Source organism: Brevibacillus sp. AY1, from assembly GCF_029870785.1.
GTDB classification, from domain to species: Bacteria; Bacillota; Bacilli; order Brevibacillales; family Brevibacillaceae; genus Brevibacillus; species Brevibacillus invocatus.
Window position 1 is genome coordinate 1 of sequence record NZ_JAFLPN010000014.1, and the last position, 16,475, is coordinate 16,475.

Annotated in this window: 18 protein-coding genes and 1 pseudogene; 2 read left to right on the forward strand and 17 right to left on the reverse strand. The window is 48.5% G+C overall.

All coding sequences use genetic code 11. The features are described 5' to 3' along the window. The 12 genes from JZI27_RS13010 to JZI27_RS13065 form a co-directional block, all read right to left on the reverse strand. On the reverse strand, nucleotides 1–243 hold a 243-nt coding region (locus JZI27_RS13010), incomplete at its 3' end, for a hypothetical protein (RefSeq protein ID WP_280207751.1). Between the two features lie 1,559 nt (nucleotides 244–1,802). Continuing rightward, nucleotides 1,803–3,704, reverse strand: a complete 1,902-nt coding sequence (locus JZI27_RS13015) for a DUF927 domain-containing protein (protein ID WP_221842866.1) — start codon at nucleotides 3,702–3,704, stop codon at nucleotides 1,803–1,805. Nucleotides 3,705–3,774: 70 nt separating this feature from the next. Further along, entirely contained in the window at nucleotides 3,775–4,227 is a 453-nt protein-coding gene (locus JZI27_RS13020) for a hypothetical protein (protein WP_221842865.1), read from the reverse strand. A gap of 107 nt (nucleotides 4,228–4,334) precedes the next feature. Beyond that, nucleotides 4,335–5,123, reverse strand: a complete 789-nt coding sequence (locus JZI27_RS13025) for a hypothetical protein (protein ID WP_280207752.1) — start codon at nucleotides 5,121–5,123, stop codon at nucleotides 4,335–4,337. Nucleotides 5,124–5,151: 28 nt separating this feature from the next. Next, nucleotides 5,152–5,640, reverse strand: a complete 489-nt coding sequence (locus JZI27_RS13030) for a hypothetical protein (RefSeq protein ID WP_280207753.1) — start codon at nucleotides 5,638–5,640, stop codon at nucleotides 5,152–5,154. A gap of 33 nt (nucleotides 5,641–5,673) precedes the next feature. Beyond that, complete coding sequence (locus JZI27_RS13035) at nucleotides 5,674–6,534, reverse strand: tyrosine-type recombinase/integrase (RefSeq protein ID WP_005835116.1); 861 nt, start codon at nucleotides 6,532–6,534, stop codon at nucleotides 5,674–5,676. A 197-nt stretch (nucleotides 6,535–6,731) separates the two neighbouring features. Next, nucleotides 6,732–7,259: a hypothetical protein gene (locus JZI27_RS13040; RefSeq protein WP_221842862.1), complete on the reverse strand. Its 528-nt coding sequence runs from the start codon at nucleotides 7,257–7,259 to the stop codon at nucleotides 6,732–6,734. 152 nt (nucleotides 7,260–7,411) lie between these two features. Continuing rightward, complete coding sequence (locus tag JZI27_RS13045; RefSeq protein ID WP_280207754.1) at nucleotides 7,412–7,735, reverse strand: DUF960 family protein; 324 nt, start codon at nucleotides 7,733–7,735, stop codon at nucleotides 7,412–7,414. 1 nt (nucleotide 7,736) lies between these two features. Further along, complete coding sequence (locus tag JZI27_RS13050) at nucleotides 7,737–8,198, reverse strand: JAB domain-containing protein (protein ID WP_280207755.1); 462 nt, start codon at nucleotides 8,196–8,198, stop codon at nucleotides 7,737–7,739. Beyond that, on the reverse strand, nucleotides 8,195–8,599 hold the full coding sequence (locus tag JZI27_RS13055; RefSeq protein ID WP_280207756.1) for a hypothetical protein: 405 nt from the start codon (nucleotides 8,597–8,599) through the stop codon (nucleotides 8,195–8,197). Before JZI27_RS13055 ends, JZI27_RS13050 begins: the two co-directional genes overlap by 4 nt. Nucleotide 8,600: 1 nt before the next feature. Beyond that, entirely contained in the window at nucleotides 8,601–8,861 is a 261-nt protein-coding gene (locus JZI27_RS13060) for a hypothetical protein (protein ID WP_280207757.1), read from the reverse strand. A gap of 301 nt (nucleotides 8,862–9,162) precedes the next feature. Beyond that, complete coding sequence (locus JZI27_RS13065; RefSeq protein WP_122902776.1) at nucleotides 9,163–9,414, reverse strand: hypothetical protein; 252 nt, start codon at nucleotides 9,412–9,414, stop codon at nucleotides 9,163–9,165. Nucleotides 9,415–9,576: 162 nt separating this feature from the next. Here JZI27_RS13065 and JZI27_RS13070 point away from each other — a divergent pair, with 162 nt between their 5' ends. Further along, a complete protein-coding gene (locus JZI27_RS13070; protein WP_280207758.1) occupies nucleotides 9,577–9,918 on the forward strand; it encodes a helix-turn-helix domain-containing protein in 342 nt (113 codons plus the stop codon). A 6-nt stretch (nucleotides 9,919–9,924) separates the two neighbouring features. Here JZI27_RS13070 and JZI27_RS13075 read toward each other — a convergent pair whose 3' ends face one another. From JZI27_RS13075 to JZI27_RS13085, 3 genes are all read right to left on the reverse strand, one after another. After that, nucleotides 9,925–10,800, reverse strand: coding sequence for a tyrosine-type recombinase/integrase (locus JZI27_RS13075; RefSeq protein ID WP_280207759.1), 876 nt, complete (start codon nucleotides 10,798–10,800; stop codon nucleotides 9,925–9,927). Between the two features lie 125 nt (nucleotides 10,801–10,925). Then, nucleotides 10,926–11,411 (reverse strand): hypothetical protein, encoded by a 486-nt coding sequence (locus JZI27_RS13080; RefSeq protein WP_280207760.1) that lies wholly within the window; start codon nucleotides 11,409–11,411, stop codon nucleotides 10,926–10,928. 191 nt (nucleotides 11,412–11,602) lie between these two features. Beyond that, entirely contained in the window at nucleotides 11,603–12,184 is a 582-nt protein-coding gene (locus JZI27_RS13085) for an Rpn family recombination-promoting nuclease/putative transposase (RefSeq protein ID WP_280207761.1), read from the reverse strand. Nucleotides 12,185–12,215: 31 nt separating this feature from the next. Here JZI27_RS13085 and JZI27_RS13090 point away from each other — a divergent pair. Beyond that, nucleotides 12,216–12,539: pseudogene (locus JZI27_RS13090) on the forward strand (IS66 family transposase); the annotation flags it as partial. Nucleotides 12,540–12,689: 150 nt separating this feature from the next. Here the strand turns inward: JZI27_RS13090 and JZI27_RS13095 are convergent. Next, nucleotides 12,690–12,974: an Rpn family recombination-promoting nuclease/putative transposase gene (locus JZI27_RS13095; protein ID WP_280207762.1), complete on the reverse strand. Its 285-nt coding sequence runs from the start codon at nucleotides 12,972–12,974 to the stop codon at nucleotides 12,690–12,692. A gap of 403 nt (nucleotides 12,975–13,377) precedes the next feature. Further along, a complete protein-coding gene (locus JZI27_RS13100; RefSeq protein WP_280207763.1) occupies nucleotides 13,378–16,410 on the reverse strand; it encodes a hypothetical protein in 3,033 nt (1,010 codons plus the stop codon). Nucleotides 16,411–16,475: the final 65 nt, after the last annotated feature.

Genomic DNA, 16,475 nt, shown 5'->3' on the forward strand with positions numbered 1-16,475 from the left:
AACACGGGCTTGGAATGCTGCTTTTGTATCTGTGTCAACTACCAAGTCAACTTTTGCTTGTGCATCCGTTCCCAGTGCTTCCGCTGCTGCTACTTCCTCAACAGTTGTCAATCGAGCAGCTTCATAAGCTGCAACAGCTTCTTCAGCTGCTTTCACAATGTCAACTTGTGGATCTTTAGCATCTACTTTGAACGCTTCAGCAGCTTTCGCTTCGCCGCCTTTGTAAGAAACGCTGTAAACCACGGATTGTTCTGCATCAGTAGCTTCTACTGCAGGAACAGTTACCGTTACAGTTTTCTTGTCAGCGCCGAGTACGATGTCAGCGTCTGCTTCGGTTACTTCAACAGCTTCAGCACCGTTGATGGATTGTTTTACAACCAGATCAGCGGAAGCTGGAGCAGCTTCAAGTTCTTGATCGAATGTTACAGTTACATTACCGTTAATAGCACAACCTTAAGCTGAATTATCCTATTTTTTACTATCACTAAACACCATGTGTCCCAACGAGTTTCAAAGCTATCAAATTCAAACTATAGATAACCTATATATAATGGAAGAAACTCATTTCAACAAATAGGCTTTCTCTCTCTAATGGAAAAATGGAGGTCTACCCCTAGAAGTCCAGTAGAGCCCCTACAGTCGCACCCACAGGTGCGCTAGCCGGTGCAGTAAAACTCCATGTCGTACATGGATTCTCATGGAAACGCACCAATCGCACCGCCAATTGTACGGAATAGATAATAACATCAAGTAAACATAATTTTAATTTAATAATAATAATTTTAATAATATTATATTTTATATTATTATTTTATGATTTTATTAAATAATGATAAATGAAGGTATATATAAGGGGCTTTGGATCTCTGTAAAGAAAGGTTCGTGAATGCCCGTTGTTTTTGTTTTTGGGGATTTTTCCTTTTTCCTCATGTGCCTGTTCCTCTTTTTTGTTCACTGGAAGGGATTTTTCGGGATTCCCGAACCTTTCTTTCCCTCGTTCCAATGCCTCCTAGTATGAGTTCATCATTAGGAAGATACATGACTTTTGTCTTTAGATGCTCAGATGGTTTCTCTTTCATTGTCCCCTTAGAATCGGAGAGAGCAGCGTTTTCGCGTGAGTCTAGGAATGACAAGGATTATGAGTACAACGTCCTGCGTACCTTTTCGTGGTGCTCCTTCTCACGTTTGCATGTCCCTGTATGGCAACCTAGGAGGCGCAGCAGGTGCAGTTCCGCCCGAGCTATTGCCACTCGAGGGTTTTTACCGCCCCGACTACCGCACAGACCGGAGCGCTAGCAGGGACGATTCGAGTCCTTACCCTACTTAGACTGAGGATGGATTGCACCTGTTACACCGTTTCGTCCCCGTTATTCCCCCAAACTGCGGTGCGTTCGGTGCAGTTTGGCACGAACCCTTGCCACTCAAGGGATCTTACCGCACCAGTTACCGCACCGACCGGAGCGCTAGCAGGGACGATTCGAGTCCATGCCCTACTTAGGCTGAGGCTGGATTGCATCTGTTGCATCGTTTCGTCCCCGTTATTCCCCCAAACTGCGGTGCGTTCGGTGCAATTCCACCCGAATGCTTGCCACACAAGAGTTTTCACCGCACCAGCTACCGCACTAACCGGAGCGCTCACAGGAACGCTCCCATCCCTTCACCCACTTAGGGTGAGACGAGACTTCACCGATTGCACCTCTGCCTTCGTCGAACACAAAAGAAAGCGACCAGAAGGGCAGTCACCCTTGCCTGACTCCGGCACAGGATGAGCCCTACTGACCGCTTTTCGTTTAATCGGTTTCCTACGCAATGTTTTCGTAGTCTTCTTGTTCCTCCTCCTCGTATTCATCGTCTGGGTCGACCTCGTACTCCGTCTCATCGTCGTACGTTTCCTCGTACGCCTCTTCATCACCAGTCTCTTCGTACGGGGCGTCCTCCTCAGAATCATCTTCATGCGCGACCTCATCGTAACCAAAATCCTTGTTCTCTGCCTCTTCACTGCCAATCTCTTCGTACGCCACATCCTCGTCTGCAAGAAAGGCAAGCATGTCGTTGCCAAACACTACCTCAAACGATTCGGGTGTATCCTCTTCCAGCTCTATTACCTTGATGGCGTACAGGGGAACACGAGGCATCCCTTTTTCAAACACGCGGTTCACGTAGTTTTTTCCAACGTCGCAAACCAGGAGATCTTTTTGCTTCCAGCTTTCAATGATGGATTCCAGGTCGGTAAACTTGCCATCCGCCATGACCTTCGCAAAGTTCCCTTCCTTCGGGATGCGAATCTCCGTGACGGTATCCCCGTTCGTCAGGTACTTGCCGAGGCACTCCCCGCGCTGTACCAGCCCTTTTTTGCCCTTGTCCTCGAAGAACTTGCTCTGGTTCCGCATGAAGAATTCTATCAGGTAGCGGTAGGCCGCATCACCGACATCCCTGGACTCAACTGACTTCTTCTCGATATACAGGAGGGTTTTGGCCAGCTGTTCCAGGTCAAGTGCAAGCCCGAGAGCCTTTCGCACCAGTTTCCCTGTCAGAAGGACAATGGCCAATTTTCCAGCAATGCGAGCAGACAACCGATCCTTTTCCATGTATTTGAGCAGCAAGTCCTTTGCCAGCTCCCACTCTGCCACCAACTGGTCGACGGTATAATTCTCCATCAAATACTCGACAAACCTGGGGCCAGCATGACCGTAGTTTTCCAGGACGCCACGTTCGATTCGTTCTGCATTCTCCGCCGAACTTGTCCAGTACGGTGCCTCGACTTCGGTCAACCTCACACGCAAACCGGCCCGCTGATCGGTTCCATTAAACATGGACAGCTCTGAACTGGAGATAATGGTGGTATTCCACTCCCCGCGTTGACGAATCGTTCCGTCCGCGTTCAGCGCTTGCTTTTCTTTTCCCACTACCAAGCGGTAGATGAGCGCCGTGTAGTCTTTATCTTTTTCCTGGAGAGAGGTGTCGTCGATCCCAATCGGAATCCCGAAGTTTCCTGTCAGGTTGGAGAGAATCCCCTGATCCGTTCCAAACCAAAGCTTGAGTAATCCATTATCACGTGAATCCGGCAACCCCCACGGACTTAATCCGAGGCGAGTGGAAGTTGTTTTACCGGATGTAGTCTTCCCAGCGAAGTTGAAAAACAGGGAATCGATATGAACCTTTTTTCCGATGAGACTCACCAATGCTGCAGTGAAGCCTACTACGAGGGCAAATTCCAACCACGGATTTCCCAGCACCTCGGCTTCAACAAGAGCAAACCACTTATCGTAGGAGCCTTTGGGCTCAATGTCGTGCTGAGAACCAACGTAGATAGAATTTAAGCCGACTGCTTTATAATGTTTGAAGAACAGTTGGCCCTCGAACTCATCCCAACCTACCATGGAATGAACGTAGGTACGTGGCATCGTTTCTACTTGCTCTCTCAAATAGTCAACGTAGTGTTCCACGACTTCTCCCCACGTATCGGCTCCGTAGCGGGTGAGCTTCACGAGTCCTGGCTTGGTGAGATCACTGCGAGAAATCCGTCTTCTGATCTTCTTGCCGTTATCCTCAAATTCAAGGACGATTCCGACTTCGTTGGTATCAAGATTGGTTTGTAAGGCGATCACGCGGATATCCCTGCCGATGGGCAGATCTCCCACATACAATACGCCATCTTTTGTCATAAATCTGGATTGCTGCATGCCTGTCATTGGATTGCTCATGTTCGTTCCTCCTCTTTTTGGTTGGGGAAAAATCGCTACCCCTGTTTCCTAAGAGGTAGCGACGTTCCTGTTACTCCGCAAAAAGCTGATCGATTTCCGCTTGACGTTGTTCTGCTTGTTCCTGTGCAGCTTGCTCTCGCACCTTCTGTTCGTCATCAATCGGATATACATCGGTTACGTTGACCCAGACTTTGCCGTCAGGGGTCCGGTTATGCTCGATTTTCACCCGGCAACGCATCCCTTTTAGCTGCTCCAGATCGACATCGTGTCCAACATTCCCCAAAAGATTAATGACCACTTGCCCTAGCTTGCTGGTTTCGCTCAGGTACCAAATGTACTTCTGTTTCACGATATGACCATTGTCAAGTTTATACGTGTTCTCAATGCGGTCAACGGTACGGCCCTGAGTGTACACGTTATACTCCGCAGTCACTTCTGTAATGGTGCCGTTATAAATTCCCTCTGGGGTCAGCTGACGGAGATTTCCTTTATGTGAGGTATTCCATTTGGTGATGAGAGGCATTGTACATCTCCCTTTCTTTATTCATAGGTATTTCGGTTTCCAGGTACCGAGTTTTTGCCAAAAAAAATTGGGTAGTGGGGAAGACCCTCCCCCGTTTGGGGAAGGGATTATCTTCCCAGCAGTTGTTCCACTTCCCTCTCGTAGCCGTACCGACGGAAGAATTCGATTAACGCACACTCGAATATCTCCCGCTGGCTGATGTTCTTCTCCCGGCTGAAATCTCGCACCATCTGATCCAACAGGTTGGTCATGTGGACGGTCTTGGTAGTGAAGATGCCGGGAACGGCATACCGTGGGATTTGGCCCGTAGTGGAAGCCGGGACGAGCAGGTCAATGAGCCGATCCCGGTTTCGCTCCAGCATGTCAAGAAGCGGAAGGTATCGCTCCAGCCCTTCCCCTGTCAAACGTGGGGAAACAGGGCTCGCTCGTATCTCGTCTTCCTCGGTTGGCGAGTCAGGCAGATCCTGTTGCCCGTCTGATTCTTCCGACAGCTTACCGGTGTACTTCACATAGTTCTGCTTTTCATTATCCCACACGTACCCTTTGCCTTTGATGTAGCTGGCCATCTCCCGGTGATCCGCAAAGCCCAGTCGTTTGGCTATCTCTTTGGCATCGGCTCCCTCTTTGGCAAACAGGGACAAAATCTGCCCCATCTTGGAGGAGGATGGAATAGCCTGATTCACCGCATCGTGGTACTGGGAATATGCGGGGACGTAGTTCTTTTTGCGCTCATCCCAGACAAAGTTTTTGCGGTTCATGACGGTGTGCATGGAGCGAGTATTGCTATACCCTAGCTTGGCAGCCACTTCGTCCCGGCTCATACCTTCGGTCAGCATTCGCAAGATTTCGTTGCTTCGTTCATCGTAGACCGGTTTCTTGAAAACGGGCATTGCCATTTCGTTCGCCTTCTTTCATCCTGATTTCTCAACCATGCCAGTCCCTTGAATTTTCGACGCTGATCCAGGTATACCAGTCGCTGGATTCAAGTTGCAGCAACAGACTCCGGAAAGATGTCGCTTGATGCAACCACTGCGGGTTGTCTTCTATGTCTCGAGAAAAGAACAGGATGTCACCTGCCTCGCAACTGAGCATCGCATCTGTTTTTTCTTCCAGGAACTCCTTCAGTTTTTGTTGGACGACAACCAACTGATTCCACGAAAATGGTTCATCTACACAAATGGGAAACGTGACCTCCACTTGAATGACGCCATCATCTACTTCTCTGGATACCACGCCTGGTATCGAGTGGAGCATCCCTGCAATTTCCCATCGAGCCCCCTCGTAAAATTCACCCCCGTCTTCCTCGTTCATGTCCTGAAATAGGACTTGGTGGTACCCATACACATAGTACCGGAACCCGACATACTGTACTTTTTTAGATGGTGCGAGAATACGCTTGTTTGTTTGATTCATTGGAATTTCCTACCTTTCATTTGATGTTTTTCGCTACAACACACTGACCGCTTCTTTTAGCTGGTTGGTGTTGGCGTGCGTGTACACACTGGTCACTTTGATCGAACTATGCCCGAGGAGCTTGGAAATGTTGACGATGTTCACATCTTTTTTCACCAGCTGACTGGCGAAGCTGTGACGCAAGATGTGTGCGGTGACTGTCTTTTTCCAACCCAGTTTTGTGGTAGCGTCTGCCAGCACACTGTTGACATATACCGCAGAGAGCTTCCCGGTCTTCTCGGTCGCAAAAAACCGATCCGTGCCCTGTGGACGTTTCTTTTCGAGGTACGCCCGAAGTGGTGGAACAATCTTTTCTGAGAGGGGAACCACTCGGTCTTTGTTCCCTTTGCCGCCACGAACATGAACCATCTGGCGCTCCAGGTCGACATCGTCTACCGTCAGGTTCAGGCACTCGGAGATGCGAAGTCCCGTGAAGTACAGGAACTTGACGACCAATCGAATGAGGTCGTGGTCAATGGCCTGCACCAGCTCGTTGACTTCCTCTTCGGACAGGTACTGACGCTCTTTGTGCGGGAGTTTGATGTTCTCCAGCGACAGCGCGATGTTTCGATCGACCAACTCCTTCTTGTAGCAGTAGTTGTAGAAGGAGCGCAGCGTATACAGGTTTCGGCTGCGGCTGGCCGGAGCGTACCCCTTCTCTTCTTTCAGCCAGCTGAGGTACGCTTCCAGATCGGCCAACTGGATGTCCTCCAGGTACGGAGGGCAGTTGTAGCGCTCTTCCAGAAAGCGGTGGAGTTGGGTCAAGTCTTTCTGGTACCCTGACCTCGTTTCCTCGCTCCGGTCGATCGCCGAGAGGTACTGGTCGAACTGTTGGATGGCTTGTGACAGCAGCATCCGTTTTCACTCCTTTCATGTGAAGTTGTCAAAGAACAAAATGGGCAAATTCACAAATTACTTTTTATCTGTGAATTGCTTATGGCCCAAATTTACCAGAGTCGGAAATGGTTTATCCTGTCAACTTTCAAATGCAAAATTGATTGGACAAAAAGAAACAGGAAGCCCAACGCGAGCTTCCTGCTTCTCTCCTGTGTTTATTCTCCTTTTTCACTTTTTCCGATTCTTTTCTCCAATTCGTCTATCCAGGTATCCAAAACAGGGTGTGTCTGCAAAATTGCCTCCACTTGCTCCCGAATTGGCAGTTTTTGTAGTAATTCGGCTGCCCTCTTTACCCGACTCATGGTTTCCTCGTACAAATGTTGGGTATGACTCATGAGCAATTCCTCGGCCAGTTGCTTCGCTTGTGAGCGAAACGGTTCGTTTGCTGTTTCCGCGTAGGCCATCTGCGCTTCGTAGAATTCCTTCACTTCCTCGATGGTCGGTTGCTTTCCCTTGAGCGTCTTGGATAAAAACGGCTTGTCTACTTGATCGACGAGCCACCCGATGTACGCGGCAAGATCTGTTTCAAAGCTGTAGTCTTTGCCTACTTTGAAATCCTGTCTTGACATGGCAAGGAATTTTAGGATTTTTTGAAAATACCGGCGGACGGTCTGTTCATCCATTCCTTTGTCTGCCAACTGTGCAGCAATCCAAGCCATATTCACTGTTTCATTGTGGTTCATGTTCTCCTTCTCCTTCCTTGCCCTTTATCGTAGCAAGAAAGAGAAAATTCTAAAAGTGGTCTACGATTGTCTTTCCTTCCCAATCAAGAGAATGATTTCGGCAACAAGTATGACAACCTTTGCAATGGTTGCTGGATTCACCACGTCACCTCCTAGTATTCTTCCGGGAACAACATGGTGCAGTACTCACCGGAGTCGATGACCCAAAGCGTGATTCCTTCCACCGGTTCGAGAACGTCCAGGTAGATTGTTTCCTCATGTGGCGGCTGTTCCTGACGGTTCCGTACCACCTGCAAGGGCTCTCCGTCTACGTGTTCGATGGTCAGATCAAACACCTGGAGGCAGTCCAGGGTGTCTCCCCGTTGTTTTCGCTTGTCCAGGATGCTCCACAGGGCCAGTTGAATGTCCAGCGGCACTCGCTCGCTGACTCCTCTTGTCGCATACTTTTCGGACGAAAACATCTCGTTTGTTGTCATGTTACATGAGTCCCCTTTCTTTTAGGCTGGTGTAGGCTCCCTCGGTACCCACAATGACGTGATCCAACAGAGTGATGCCTAGCAACTCTCCGGCCTCTTGCAGTTTCCTCGTCACTTGAATGTCCTCCTTGCTTGGTGTAGGATCTCCGCTGGGATGGTTGTGCGCGACAATGACCGAAGCCGCGTTGGAGAGAATGGCGACCTTGTACACTTCCCTTGGATGGACAATGCTTGCATCCAGGGAACCGATTGACACGGTGTGCAGCGCAGTCGGTTCGTTCTTCGTGTTTAGGCAAAGCAAAAAGAACTGCTCCCGATCCGTTTCTTGGAGAAACGTGAGGAACAGTTCTACGACATCCCTTGCCATCCTAATGCGGCGCTGCGGGTACAGGAGGCTTGCTTCCCGTACCATTTTGACTCGGACGATGTTGACTCGTTTGGCGACTTCTCTGTTTTGACTCATTCTACATGCTCCTCCAACCAGTTTTGGATTTCGTTGTCGTCAGAGATTGCTTTTGCCGGGACGTAGAAGGCCATCCCGTACTCGTTGGTGTAGATCTCGACCACCTTGTACCAGCACTCACCGTTTCGTTCCACCTTCTCGACAAACTCCGGCAGGCTGCCGAGAAGTCCCCCGTCCTCTCTGCTTAGGCCGACCACGCTCAGATCCCGTAGGTTGTCTCCCTTCTCCAGCACAACCATGAAGCCGTAGTGATCCAGCGCAAACTCTTCGTCCAGACCGTCGAAGTCGAACGCTTCTTTCAGTCCCAAAAACTCTTCCTCCAGGTACGACAGAAAAGTTGGAGAAAACACTTTGGCTTCTTGCAAGCAGCGTACATCTGCCAAGGTTTTGATCGTTCTCATGTTATACGTCCCCTTTCCGTTTCATCTGGTGTGCGAGCAGTGCCTTTTGGATTTTGATGGTGAGCCATTCTCCCCTCAGTCGCTGTTCGACTTCGTGAATGATCTTGAGAATCTCGGTGTAGGTGTCTTGATTCTGTGCCTCTCCGGTGTGGTAGAGGTTGTCGAGTAGCAGTGTGACGCACTGCTCGCAGGTCTGGATGCCAAACACGATCTTGTCCTCGTGCAAAACAAGCTGCTCGTACTGTTCGGCTGTTGTTGTCATGGGTGTCCTCCTTTTGTAACACGCTCGAAAATGGAAAAAGGCATCCCACCGTCCCTGTTACGGGCGGCAGAATGCCTTACTGACGAAAAAGTTGGTTATTCTTTTCCTGTACCGTTGCAGGCCGGGCAGGTATGTACACCCGAGCCGCCGCACGCGTAACAATCATCATCGGCGGCGTGTTTTCCAACTCCGCCGGTGCAATCGCAAAGAACTTTCTTCTTGCCTCCGCATTCACTGCAAAGCGCCATCTTTTTCACCCCCTTTCCGGTACGATCTTCTATCTCATCACCTGCAGGGGTACCTAAATTGAGGTGACATCCTGTTCCCTTGATTCGCGCGGCTTTCTTCGGAACAGGCGAAAGATTGCTCCAATCAAACGAAACGGCAATGTTACGACCCAGAACGCCACTTTGATGATGTTCCACAGAAGTTTGAACACCCCGAGCAGGAAGGAAAAGATGAGCTCCAGCCATCCCCTTACAATGAGCCAGGCAAAAGAGAGAAAGCCGAGTGCCAGTAGAATGATGATGCCGTAGAAAAGAATTGCGTCCATGTTTCTTGCCTCCGTTTTTGCTAGATTGGGTTACCATTCCACACTATCGATTGGAAAACTTCACTAATTATTATCTTTGGGTGTTATCTTTCTGTCAATTCACATTTATAGTTTGTGTTCCCATTTCTTTTCCTCCCGTAAGCTTGTCTTGAGGTGGTTTCCATGACCGAGTTGGTCAAGCGATTAGGCAATCGAATCCGCTTTCTCCGAAAAGAGAAGGGGATGAGCCAGGAGCAATTAGGCGAATTGTCCGGTTTACATACGAACTACGTGGGGCAAGTAGAGCGTGGGGAAAAGAACGTCACGGTGGAGAGCCTGGAGAAGATCGCCAAAGGTCTTGGCGTTTCGATGGAAGATCTGTTCCGGCACATTGACCCTTCCCCACGACCAGACGAGCTTCGCCAACTGATTGATCTGCTAACGGAGCGCTCCAAACAAGACCGCGCTTTGGCCCTGAAACTTGTGAAGTCCGTTTTTGAGTGGGAGCAAGAGAAGTACCAGTAGATGACACTAGAGGAGGTTGACCGCCAACTCTTTCTCCTGCTTGCTGGTGTTGATGTAATAATGAGCGGTGGTCTGGATGTGAGCATGGCCTGCAAGTTTGGAAACCGTTGTGAGCGGGACTCCCTTTTTCAGCAATCGGGAGCAGAACGTGTGCCGGAATTTGTGCGGGTACATCTTGAAGCCCAGTTGCTTCTCCAGTCCTTCCAGCATGGTGTTGACCGCGTCCTTGTGCAGTTTGGGCGCACGCTGGCTGAGTAGCAGGTAGGGACTGTCTTTGTGTTTGTTCTCCTGCCGTTCCGTCCGGATGTACTCACGGATGAGTTCCGCTAGGTCAGGCCGAAGCGGAATCTCACGGTACTTCCCTCCCTTGCCTGTGACCCTGAGCGTGTTGGTGAGGTAGTCGATGTCTGCCAACTGAATTCCGCACAGCTCGCTGACCCGTACTCCCGTGTAGAGCAGCATCCAAACAATGAGGTGGTTTCGCAGGCTGACCTTGCTCCTGTCCTGGACAAAGAAGAGGAGTTGGTTGACTTCCTGCTCGGAGAAAACGTCTACCTCGCCTTCGCTGCCAGCTGCCACCTTGATTCGATCTCGCTGTAGGGTGACGACCTGTTCCGTCAGGATGCCTTTTTCGATGAGGTACAGGTTGTACGCCTGGAGCGAATTGATTTTCTTGTTGATCGTCGCAACGGCGTACTTGTTTTCGACGAGATGGTTCTTGTAGCTGACTACGTAGAATCGTTTCAGGTCTGTCTCGCTTTCCACGCCCATCTGCCGCAGGTACTCGCAGAATCCTCTCACGTCCCCCACGTAGGACTCGATCGTTTTCGGAGCGATGCCGTTTTCCAAGAGGTACTGCTCAAACTGCGTGATCTCATCCACGCTTCCTTCCTCCTTTCCAAACACAACACAAAAAGGCCCTACATCCGCTCGGGGACGTAGGGCTGTGGGTTGCATCACTTTTTCGTTTTTGCTTGCGTACAAAGCGTTCTGTGCGGGATTTCGGGCTACTCTTTGCTGCCGTACCCGTAGTGTTTCATGAGGTACAGTCTGACCGCCGTATTGACTAGGTTGCTGATCCGGTCGATCTCCCCCGACTCGTACAGCTGCTGCACTTTGTCGTACACGCCGTTCTCCAGGTACGTCGTGACCCTTCTGTACCGTTTCTCGAACGAGGCTTGTCTCTTCGGGATTTTCATCGAAGACAGCTGCTGTGACGGTGGCTGTACAGTCTCCGGTTTGCCAACTTTGTCTGTGCCTTCTGCCTTGTTTGCTTGCCGTGGTTTTACTCTCAACGGCTTGGCCTGTTGACCTTCCGTCGATTTCGGCGCGTGGTTCCTCCTCTCCTGGATTTTTTGCTCCACTGCCTTGAGAGGTACTACATTTGCTCTCTCTGTGGAAGCCCCCTGCTGTTGGTTTTCGGCTGCTTGTGCGGCCCTTTTCGCTTCCTGCTGGGCAAGTACTCTAGCAAGGATTGATTTCGTGTCGTTCATCTCGTCCACTCCTGCTCTGATGTTTTGGTTTCGTCAACGCCTACGTATACGTTTACGTGTACGATTATGTAATTGTTTTGCAAGCGATGGAGTGGACGGAAGGCGGATTTTCTGCCCCCTTTCTGGTGTGGAATTCGTTTTCTACAAAAGAGAAAACCCCTCGTCACATCAGGACAAGGGGGAAGGTTAGTCTAGTGAAGCTGCTGTTTCAGTTTTTCGACTTCTGCTACGGTTAGTCCAGTCAACTCAGCGATTTCTATTACATTCAAGCCCTTTGCAAGCATGTTCAGTACAATGTTTGCCTTTCCCTTTGCTTCACCCTCGGCCAAACCTTCTTCCCTCGCTCTCTGCTGCCGAATCTCTGCTTCTCTGACAGCAGCCATCTCATCCAAAATCGCTTTCCGTCGTGACTCGTACTCCACCCACTTCTTCTCGTCACGGCTCAGGTCTTCCCATTCGTCAAACGCCCGTTTCATCACCGGATCTCGCATCGCTATCGCCTCCAATTCCTTGCGAATTTCTTCGTGATCGTCCGCCTCCAGCAGCAGCAACCATCTCTCCAGCTCATTGTCATGCGGATTGACCGCCCGCTGTTCCCACTTGTCCATCAGCTTCGGGATCTCCATGAAGTGAATCTCCATCACATCTGTCAGCGGAAACTGCTCCTGATCCTCGTACAGGTGGAATGTGGTGTGGAACCGCTCAGTTTCCCGCAGAAAGCGAAAATTGAGGATGTTGATCGTGATCGTCTTCGCCAGTTCCGTGTACGGCATTCCTTTTTGCATTTGGGCCGAGTAGATGCGTGACCAGTGGGACAAGCTGACGGCGTTTTTGCAGGATGGGCGGCTCGAGATTGACAACAACCGCAGCGAGCGGTCGATGAAGCCGTTTGTGATCGGACGAAAGAATTGGCTGTTCGCCAATACGCCTCGCGGTGCAAAGGCGAGCGCAATCATCTACAGTGTCATCGAAACAGCAAAGGAGAATGGACTGAACCCGTTCAAGTATTTGACGTACCTATTCGAGCAGCTCCCACAGCTTCCTGATCTGAAAAATCCAGAAACCCTGGACAGTTTGCTGCCTTGGTCGCCGTCGTTACCGCTAACTTGCCGCGTGTTCAACTCTTGACCCCAGCATAGACCAGCCCTCATCTTGGCAACAAGGTGGGGGCTATTTGACGCTTACAGTAGTACAGGGTACGCTTCTCCATGGTCTAACCAGATTGCATTGGCACTCTGGTTAGACACAAGTGCAACTATGGCTCTGCCGTCGCATACGCTAGGCAATCGCCAAGTTTTCTATGTCGAACTTGTTCGCCAGCTGAATCTCGATGTTGACGTGCTCCCCCTGCTCTGTCTTGGCGTGGATATCCAGCACGGATGCCTTATCCTCGATGTGTTCCCGATTGATTTCCGGATTGAGGATTTCCACCGAAGAGAGCCGCTTTTCCTTCGGCAATTGGAGCGCGGCATTCAGAAAGGCAAGGAGAATCGGTTCGTTTCCCTCTTTGCCAAACACCTGCTTGAACGCGAAGTCGATCTTCAAGTCCATTAGTTTGGTCACGTCATCACTCTCCCTTCTCCGTCCGTTGTCTGTACTACCATTATACCACTGGAATGCGTGTTCGACACTCCTGCTGGAACCTCCTTTCTATCCTAGATCAAGGGAATAATATATGTTTGATTTTACGGTCATTACGGCTGGGATGGCGTGAAGAAAAAAGTGAGGGGAAAGGGAAAACGTGGGCGGGGAAGAGGGCTTCTGACTGCAGTTTTTATAGTTTGCAGTAAGGGGAGTCTGACCGGTCTGCTTTTTGTGGCTAGGAAGGTGCTGGCGGGCATGTAAGGAGAAAGGAAATGCAGCGAGCTAGCGAAGTGTTTTGTAGTGAGTTTGAGCAAAAAAAAAGAATCTACCCTTTAGAGGTAGACCCTTTCTTTCAAATAACTCGGGTTTGAAAACACCCGTATTATTTACCTGTGAAGTTTGTGTTTTCTTTAGTAAACGTGTTACCAAACTTATCTGTTACTGTAATAACAGCTTTCGCTGGCTTCACAGTTTCCTTACCAGTTGCCCATTTACCGTAGTTCCAGATGTCATCGGTGAATACCCCTTGTACATCAAACGGGCTGGACAATTGTGCTTTTTCATCAAGCACAAGTTTAAACAGTCCATCTTTAGCAGTGTTTGTTGCTAGTTCGTTACCATCTTTATCATACAAAGTAACTTCAACTTCGCTGAGGTCCGATGCATTTGCTCCCTTTACATTAAAGCCAACACTGTACTCATTTACATCGTCAGAATGATCCCCGAAGTCTTCGGCAGTCAAAGCGAAGTAAGCATCAGTAAAGGTAACTGTCAACGTTTTAGCAACTGTACCTTGGAGTGTGCTCAATTTGATAGCTTTATCTTCAGCGTACTTAACTACATCAGCACCTTCTGTAGATGTCAAGGAGAACACACCATCAGCAGTTGCAAATTTGTTGCCTTCACCCAGGTCGATCAAGTTAGGTGTGTTAACAATAAAGTCAGCATCTACAGTAGACCAAACTCCGTATTGGTCTTTTACGTTAACAAATACGTTGTCTACTCCATTAGCTGCATCAGCAAGGTCTTTAAACTCAACTTCTGTAACTGCCTTAGTATCTTCAGGAAGTTCAGTAGGAGTATCGATATCTGCTGCTTGATCAGCAATCATAACTTCTTTTACTTCAGGAGCTTCGGAAGTGAAAGTAATAGGTGCTTCGAGAACTTTCAAACCATCAGCTGTATTTACTGTTACACGAACTTTTGCATTGGTTGGAGCTTTGTCATCTGCTTTTTTAGCAGCTGCAACTACAAAATATCCTTCTTGTGCATCAACATTGCCTTCAGCTTCTGCTACTACAGCATTAGAGGCTTCAAAGTAACCATTTCCGTTAACAACTTCTACTTTAACGATTTGCTCTGGGTTAACAGCTACTTTCGTTCCGTCAGCGGTAGTTGCTTCAACTTTTACAGGTGCAGCATAAGCATCAGTACCATTAACAAAGTGAGCAGTATCTGCAACCAATGCTGGCAGAGCAACAACGCTGTAGTTCAATCCTTCTGCGTTGTTAGCAGTTACCTTAACAGTTGTCTCAGCAGAGCTAACTACTGTCTTGCCATCCTTGCCAATCAGTTCAACTTTAACTTTTGCGGAACCAGTTTTACCAGCAGCAGCTTTAACTTTAACATTGTTCAGGTCTACCTCATTAGCGCCAGTCAAAGTCGGGGAAATAACGGTTACAGCCCCTTCATCACCGTCTACTTTTGTAACAGTGATGTTGTAGGACATATCAGCCGTATTAGCAGCCTTTTCAATTGCAGCGCCATACTGATCTTTAAAACCAAATTTCAAAGTAGCTTCAGCACCTTGAATCACGTTTTGATTCGGAGCTGCAACAACTTCAGAAAGTACACGCGTATCTTGAACGTCTACAACTGTGCTTACAACTTTATCACCAAGGGTGCTTACGATTGTAGCTTTTCCTTTGGAAGTTGGTGTAAGTTTCAGTTTACCGTATTTAGCATCGGTTTTGTCCGTTACCACATTTACTTGGCCAGCCAAACCACCTGTAGCGGTAATCTTCAGATCTTTACCAGCATAATCTTTTGGTGCCAATTGAGTGCCAAACTGATCAGTTACAACGATATCCATGTAAACAGTATCGTTAACAGATACAACCTCTTTGCTCAATGCGCCAAAGCTAATAGCATCTGGAGCTGCTGTAGCAACGATATCCAGTTGTTTTACGACCGGATTACCAGTCTTTTTGTTTACAACAGTCAACGTAACTTTCTTAGCAGTTGCTAAACCAGTTGTATCAATGTTGATGTATGCTTTTTCGTCTTTCTTAACGAAAGAGAATTTAACATTAGCATCAGAAGATACCAACTCAAGTGCACTGTTCAGAGCAGCTGGTTCTGTAATTGCATTACCGTATTGGTCAGCCGCAGTGTACGCGAGGTAACCTGCTTCAGCAGATCCTGCATACAGTCTAGTAACGTCCTTCGGATATGTTACATCGCCAAGAGTAAGAGTATCAACGGTAGCCGATGCTGCGATGTTGAGAGTTTTAAAGCTATTTTTTCCTGTTTTTGCATCTACCAGTGTAACGACAACTGTTTTTGGAGCATTGGTAGCTGTGAAATCAGCAGTCAATGTGCCAAGACCTTTAACTTTATCCAGTTGTACAGCTACACCCTCAGAAGCAGTAGCAGTCAAATCGGTAGTTTTGGTAATGTCAGTGCCATATTGGTCCAATACTTTGTAAGAGAATGTTGCTGTTTGACCATTAGCAGCTTTTACAGCATTGTCGCCAACGATTTCAATCTTGTCAACAGCTTGTGCATCGAATTTAACGGTTTTCGTAGCATCTTTGATTCCATCTACGCCAGCAGCAGTTACTGTGTACTCACCAGCTGCAAAAACCCCAGAAGCCTTAGCCAGAGTTGCCTCTGTTTTAGCTTCGTTCCAAGTAGCAGCATTCACTGTAATGGTAGCCAATCCTTGTTTCACAGTGAAAGTTACTTTAGAAGTATCTTCAACAGCTTTGTTGAAAGTAACTTTGATGCTATTAGCGTTAATAGCACTTACACTTTCAACTTTCAGTTCACCAGGAACTTCTGGAGTCCAATCCTTAGGATTCCATACTTTTCCTTCTTCGCCTACAACTTTATAGTCGTTAGCTTCGAAGTCAGCTTCAGTAGCAGGTTTCAGAACAGTGTTGATGTCGTCAGCAGAAAGTGCATCGGACAACTTAGCAGCATTTCCATTTGGATCAACGAATACGGAATCTTCCAGGTTATCCAAGATCTCATCCAGAGCTGCATCAAAGTTATCGAGGAAAGGAATCGCACTGTAGTACTTATCTACATCTCCACCGATGTAAATACCAGCGCTTGGTTTAGCCATTGCAGCAGAAGCCATGCTCGCTACGAGTGCAGTCGAGAGCACAGAAAGGACCAGCTTTTTATTCACGTACTACCCCTCCAGATTAAAAAAATAGGATTTTTTATATGAGAAACACTCTAGCTGTATGTAAT